This window comes from Pseudomonas sp. KD5, from assembly GCF_012932895.1.
Classification (GTDB): domain Bacteria; phylum Pseudomonadota; class Gammaproteobacteria; order Pseudomonadales; family Pseudomonadaceae; genus Aquipseudomonas.
Window position 1 is genome coordinate 22,621 of sequence record NZ_JDWJ01000004.1, and the last position, 6,241, is coordinate 28,861.

A 6,241-nucleotide genomic window follows, 5' to 3' on the forward strand; every position below is an offset into this window, starting at 1 on the left:
CTCAGTTACGCGAAGGGAACAATCCGTTCAGGGCGATGCTGAAGTTGAGCACCAGGAACGGGTTCATCACCGTCATGGGCAAACCATTGCCGGCGGACGAGATTTCCCCTGTCACCGTGCTGGTTACGCCCTTGAGCGGCACAGCCGCAGCACCTTGCTGATCGGAGTAGATGCTCGCCGAGCCTGGCCCTCCGCCCGAGGCACCGATGTACGAGTTGGTTGCGGTCGGGTTGGTGACCGGGTTGCTCGCCGGGCTGGCCAGTTGCAGGGTGGTGGTGGCCGTGAGCCCGGACAGGGCGTGGGTGTGGTTGGGCAGGTTATTGATGGTCGCGGTGACGTTCTCGGTCCCGGAGACCTCGCCGATGACGCGCGGGGTCAGACCCAGGCCATTGCCCTGGGCAATTGGCATGCGGCCCTGCAGGTTGGGCAGCATGAAATTGGTGGTGCCATTGCCTCCATAGTAGGTTCCCAGCAGTGAGAACAGCGCCTGGTATTGCGAGATCCCCAGCGTCTGGCCGTAGCACAGGGCCCAGCCGTTGGGGGCGAAGTTAAAGGCGAAAGGTTGGATAGTGCCCATGAATACTTCCATAGTTCCTCATCCCTCAGGTTAGTGTCTGATATGTCACATCGCAGGCCCGGTTATCCGGGCGGATCGCAGTGATCAGCCGACTCCGTTCATCTCCGTGGCTGGGTCACGCCACGCCAAAGCGTAGACGCTGATCGGAATGATTGCCGGACGTCGTCCGTCTTAAAGCCAGCATCGACGACGGGCCTGAGCCTGTCCTACAGTGCTTGAGAAAATTGCGTATTCACTGGGTCGAAGCTCATTGGGTCGAGGCACATCAGGTCGAAAAAGGGGAGGCAATGGAGGCACGTAGAGAAACACCGCTGGGTGACACTCAGGATCCGCACGCGACACCGGGCTCATGGGCGGCTGCCCGCCGCTTATTGCGGTGGGCGCGGGAGCACTGGCTGCTGCCGATCCTGGCATTGGCCGCGCTGGTGCGTTTTTACGACCTGACGGCGGCGGCGATCTGGGGCGACGAAGGGTCCAGCTTGCTGCTGAGCCAGTATTCCCTGGCCGGGATCTGGGAACATGCAGCCCATGATGTGCATCCGCCGCTGTATTTCATGCTGCTGCACGGCTGGATCGAGCTGTTCGGCGACGGCATTTTTTCGATTCGTTGCCTGAGCGCGCTGCCGGGGATTGCCACGGTCGGGCTCGGTGTCTGGCTGGTGGACCTGCTCGCGACCCGCCGCGCCGCGTTGCTGGCCGGGGTTCTGCTGGCGCTGTTGCCGACGGCGGTGCGGTATAGCCAGGAAGTGCGGATGTACTCGCTGTTGGGGATGTGGCTGATCGGCGCCACGATCGCCCTGGTGTACTGGATAAAACGGCCACAACGCACGCGCTATCTGGTGATCTACACCCTGCTGATGACAGTTGCGTTCTACACCCATTACTTCACCGCGCTGTGCGTGCTGTGTCACTGGTTGTATCTGGGCCTGATCCGTGTGCAGCCAGGGTATCGACTGCGGCACATTCAGCGCTCGGGCTGGTGGCTGGCCAATGTGGCGATTGTGCTGTTGTACCTGCCGTGGGTGCCCAGCCTGATTGATCTGATCCAGCACTTGGATCTGCTCAAGGCCAATGGTGATGTGGGGTGGGAGCCCCCCGTCATGCTCGACTCATTGCCGTCGATGATCTGGTCGCTCCTGATCCAGGACGATGGCGAGAACCTGCCCACGCTGATTTTTATTGCGCTGCCACTGGCATTGGTGGCCCTGGCGGGCGTGGCGCTGGCCCGCGACCGCAGTGTGTTCCGTGGCAGTGCGCTGGCGGTGATCTACACCGCGGTCCCGTTATTGCTGGTGTTTGCGGTGTCGTTCATCTCGCCGGTGTTCATCGAGCGTTACCTGACCGCTTACGCCTTGGGTCTGCCGATGGTTGTCGCACTGGCCGTCGATCGCTTGTACACAGACCTCAAGGTCTTGGCACTGGCCGTGCTGCTGCTGTTTGCCGGTGTCGAGCTGGTGGGGCTGAAGAACAATGCCACGGTGGATACTGAGGATCAGATCAGCGTCATGGCCAAACACGTGAACCAGCACTTCATGCCCGGCGACCGAATCGTCACCAGCGACATGCTCTGGTACCTGAGTTACGTCTATTACAACCAGACCAACGCCAAACCGATGCTGTTCACGCCACCATTGGCCGATGGCCGGTCGAGCCGGCCGAACGCCTACGGTTTCGGTACGCTGGTGACCAATGACATCTACCTGGATAGCCTCGATGCCTTGCCCAAAGGCACTGGTCGGGTATGGCTGGTCGGTACCCTCGAGGGGGCGGACGAGTTCGCTCCATTGCCCGCGGGCTGGCGACGCGTCGACGAAGCCCGGGGGGGAGGCGCCGTGGCACGCTTGTATGTGCTGAAGTAATTCGTGGTTTCAGGGCTTAAACGATTCAACTTTTAAACAGTTATATAAACTGCGTTTTCCAGTCGATTTAGCTCCGATTTGATATCAAAACACCACTAGCTGTAAGGCCATTCATGGTCTACGCTCCGTCGTACAAAGGACTGAATGACGGGTGAATGGATTGCAGCAGTTCCACTTTATCTCCGGCTTGCCGCGCTCGGGCTCGACCCTGCTTTCTGCCATTCTTTTGCAGAATCCGCGTTTTCATGCCGGCATGACCAGCCCCGTGGGCGCACTCTTTTCCGGTGTTCTGGAGCAATGCAGCGCCGGCAGCGAATTCGGTGCGGTGATCGACACCGACCTGCGTCGCCGCCTGTTGCGTGGCTTGTTCGATTCTTACTATGCCGACAAGGCCGACAAACCGGTGGTGTTCGACACCAACCGCTTGTGGAGTTCGCGCCTGCCGGCGATCCGCGATCTGTTCCCTCAAGCCAAGATCATTGCCTGTGTGCGCAATGTCGCCTGGGTCATGGACAGCATCGAGCGCCTGTACCGCGCCAATCCCTTCGAAAACACCAAGCTGTTCGGCGACGCGGTCGAGCGCAATACGGTCTACAGCCGCTGCGAAACCCTGGCCCAACGCAATCGGTTGGTGGGGTTTTCCTGGGCCGCCCTCAAGGAAGCCTATTACGGCGAACACGCCGACTCACTGCTGATCATCGATTACGACCTGCTGAGCCAGGCGCCGGAGCGGGTGATGCGGCTGGTCTACGACTTCATCGGCGAACCCTGGTTCGAACATGATTTCGATCATTTGGCCTACGACGCGCCGGAATTCGACCAGGCCCTTGGCCTCTCGGGGCTGCACAAGGTGAAGGCCAAGGTTCAATTGCAGTCCAGGCGCACGATCCTGCCGCCGGATTTGTTCAAGCAATACGCCGAGTTGTCCTTTTGGCTCGATGGTTCAGCCAGCGCCGCCAATGTCATTCGTATGAAAGCCGACGCCGCGATCAGTTGATCGCGGCGTTTTCATTGATCTGTCAAAAGTTCGAGTCCGGGTGAGCAGCATGTGGTGGAGCAAAGGCAAGTCGCGGGTTACTCAAGGCGCACGAGCGCTGGCCTCGCCAATGATCATGTCCCTGGAGCCACGCATGCTGTTCGACGGCGCGGTGGCCGCCACGGTTGCCGATACCGCCCAGGCTGACAGCCATACCACGGCCGACGCGGTCAAGGCACCGACTGCCGATCAGTCGGTCGCCAGCAAGGACACCCATGGCCAGGCCGATGCCACGCCAGCACCGACGCCCGTTGCGGTGCCGGGGCAGAGCGTGGTGTTCGTCGATTCGCGGGTCAAGGACGCCGACAGCCTGCTTAAAGGCGTCGCACCCGGCACTCAGGTGGTTCAGCTGGACGCGAGCAAGGACGGCTTGCAGCAAATTGCCGACTATCTGGACACCCATCAGGGCATCAGTTCGGTGCAGATCATCGCCCACGGCAACGCAGGCGATCTGTGGCTGGGTAACAGTTATCTGTCGGCCGATAACGTCGCGGCCCGCAGCGCCGTGCTGGCGGAAATCGGCAAGGACATGAACGTCGGCGGCGACATCATGATCTACGGCTGCTACACCGCCGAAGGCGAGCGCGGCTTGAGTTTCGTCGACTCGCTGGCGCAACTGACCGGTCGTGATATCGCCGCTTCCAGCAACCGCACCGGGGTCGGTGGCGACTGGAATCTGGAAATTGCCACCGGCAACATCGAAAGCGCCAACGTGCTCTCGACCACGGCCATGAACGACTATCACTGGGGCCTGGCCACCTGGACCGCCACCAACAACGCCAACACGGGCGTCGGCTCGTTGCGTGCCGCCCTCGCCTCGGCGCAGAACGGCGATATCGTCACATTCAGCACCGGCATGACGGTGCAGTTGACCTCCGAGTTGCTGATCAACAAGAGCGTCTACGTTGATGGCGACTTGAACAACGACGGTGTGGCAGATGTGACTCTCGATGGTCAGTACAAGACCCGAGTGGTTGAAGTGGCGTCTGGCAGCACGGTGACACTCGATGGCCTGGTGATCACCCGTGGCCTGGTGGCGGGCAACGGTGGCAACGGTGGCTACGGTGCCACGGGCGCGATGGCGGGGGGGATTTTCAACGCAGGGATTCTGACCCTGAAAAACGTTACCGTGACCTCCAACGCCGCTTCCGGTGGCGGTGGCGGCGGCGGTGTCACGGGCGCTTTTTACGGCGGTGGCGGCGGTGGCGGTGGCGGTTTAGGCGGCCAGGGCGGCGGGCACGGCGGTTCGGCAGGGCCGGGCACCGGCACATTGGGCGGCCAGGCGGGCAGCGCCGGTGTCGGTGGTTATGGCGGCGGTTATGACGCCACCCACATGGGCGGTCGCGGTGGTTCCACCACTGGCGGTGCTGGCGGGGTGGGCGTTTCCTATTACAGCAATGGCGGTAACGGTGCGACGGCCACCAATGGCACGATTTCCATTGGCGGTGGCGGCGGCGGGTCCGGTTGGGACAAGGTCGGTGGCGCTGGCGGCAACGCGGTGGGCGGGATCTACAACGCCAGCAGCGGCACCATCACTGTCATCGGCACGTCGACCATCAGCAACAACATCGGTGCCGGTGGCGGCGGTGGCGGTGGCGGTGGCCAAGGCAGCAATGCCAGTAATGGCGGCATTGGCGGCAGGGGCGTCGGTGCGATCTGGAACAAGGGCACGCTGCTGATGACGGCCGCCAACTTCGCGGCCCTGGCCGGCAATGCCGCAGCCAGTGGCGCAGGCGGTACCGCGCAGGGCGGGGGTTCAACCGGCACCTCGCCGACCTCCTTCGCGACTATCTACAACGACGGAGGTGTACTCAACACCGCGTATTCGCCACCGCCGACCGCGACCATTGTGGTCGCCGACACCACACTGAGCATCGGCGAAACGTCCTTGGTGACGATCACCTTTTCCGAGGCCGTGACCGGTTTCACCAACGCGGACCTGACTATCCCCAACGGCACCCTGAGCTCCGTCAGCAGCAGCGATGGCGGCATCACCTGGACGGCAACGTTCACCCCGACCGCCAGTATTTCCGATACGACCAACGTCATCACCCTGGACAACACCGGCGTGATAAACGGCCTGGGCACCGCTGGCGTCGGCACCACCAACTCCAATAACTACACGGTCGACACCGTACGCCCGACCGCGACCATCGTGGTGGCGGACAATGCGCTGAAAATCGGCGAAACCTCGCTGGTGACCATCACCTTCAACGAAGCGGTGAGTGGTTTCACCAACGCGGACCTGACGATTGCCAACGGTACGTTGACCTCGGTGAGCAGCAGCGACGGCGGCATCACCTGGACGGGAACCTTCACCCCAACCGCCAGCATCACCGATACGACCAACCTGATCACCCTGGACAACACCGGAGTCAGCGACCTGGCGGGCAACGCCGGCAGCGGCACCACCGACTCCAACAACTACGCCGTCGATACGGTACGCCCGATCGCCACGATTGTGGTGGCCGATACAACGCTGACCGCGAGTGAAACCTCGCTGGTGACCATTACGTTCAGCGAAGCGGTGAGTGGTTTCACCAACGCCGACCTGACCATCGCCAACGGCACGCTGAGCGCGGTGAGCAGCAGCGACGGCGGCATCACCTGGACGGCGACCTTCACGCCTTCGGCGGGCATCAACGACACCACCAACCTGATCACCCTGAACAACACCGGGGTCAGTGATCTGGCGGGCAANACCGGCAGCGGCACCACCAATTCGAACAACTACGCCATCGACACCGCCCCGCCGACCGCGACCATCGT

At 62.1% G+C, this 6,241-nt stretch carries 4 protein-coding genes; 3 read left to right on the forward strand and 1 reads right to left on the reverse strand.

Annotated features, from left to right (window positions below):
* Position 1: 1 nt before the first annotated feature.
* Positions 2 to 589: a phage tail protein gene (locus AF70_RS09865; RefSeq protein WP_018929399.1), complete on the reverse strand. Its 588-nt coding sequence runs from the start codon at positions 587 to 589 to the stop codon at positions 2 to 4.
* Between the two features lie 275 nt (positions 590 to 864).
* Here AF70_RS09865 and AF70_RS09870 point away from each other — a divergent pair, with 275 nt between their 5' ends.
* The 3 genes from AF70_RS09870 to AF70_RS09880 form a co-directional block, all read left to right on the forward strand.
* Positions 865 to 2,436 (forward strand): glycosyltransferase family 39 protein, encoded by a 1,572-nt coding sequence (locus AF70_RS09870; protein ID WP_028939524.1) that lies wholly within the window; start codon positions 865 to 867, stop codon positions 2,434 to 2,436.
* Positions 2,437 to 2,587: 151 nt separating this feature from the next.
* Positions 2,588 to 3,433: a sulfotransferase gene (locus AF70_RS09875; RefSeq protein WP_028939525.1), complete on the forward strand. Its 846-nt coding sequence runs from the start codon at positions 2,588 to 2,590 to the stop codon at positions 3,431 to 3,433.
* Between the two features lie 49 nt (positions 3,434 to 3,482).
* Positions 3,483 to 6,241 (forward strand): Ig-like domain-containing protein (locus AF70_RS09880; RefSeq protein ID WP_169342479.1); only part of this gene is annotated, 2,759 nt, incomplete at its 3' end.

Coding starts and splice junctions, on each gene's coding strand:
- AF70_RS09865 (WP_018929399.1), bottom strand. CDS start 589: ATGGAAGTATTCATGGGCACTATCCAACCTTTCGCCTTTAACTTCGCC.
- AF70_RS09870 (WP_028939524.1), top strand. CDS start 865: ATGGAGGCACGTAGAGAAACACCGCTGGGTGACACTCAGGATCCGCAC.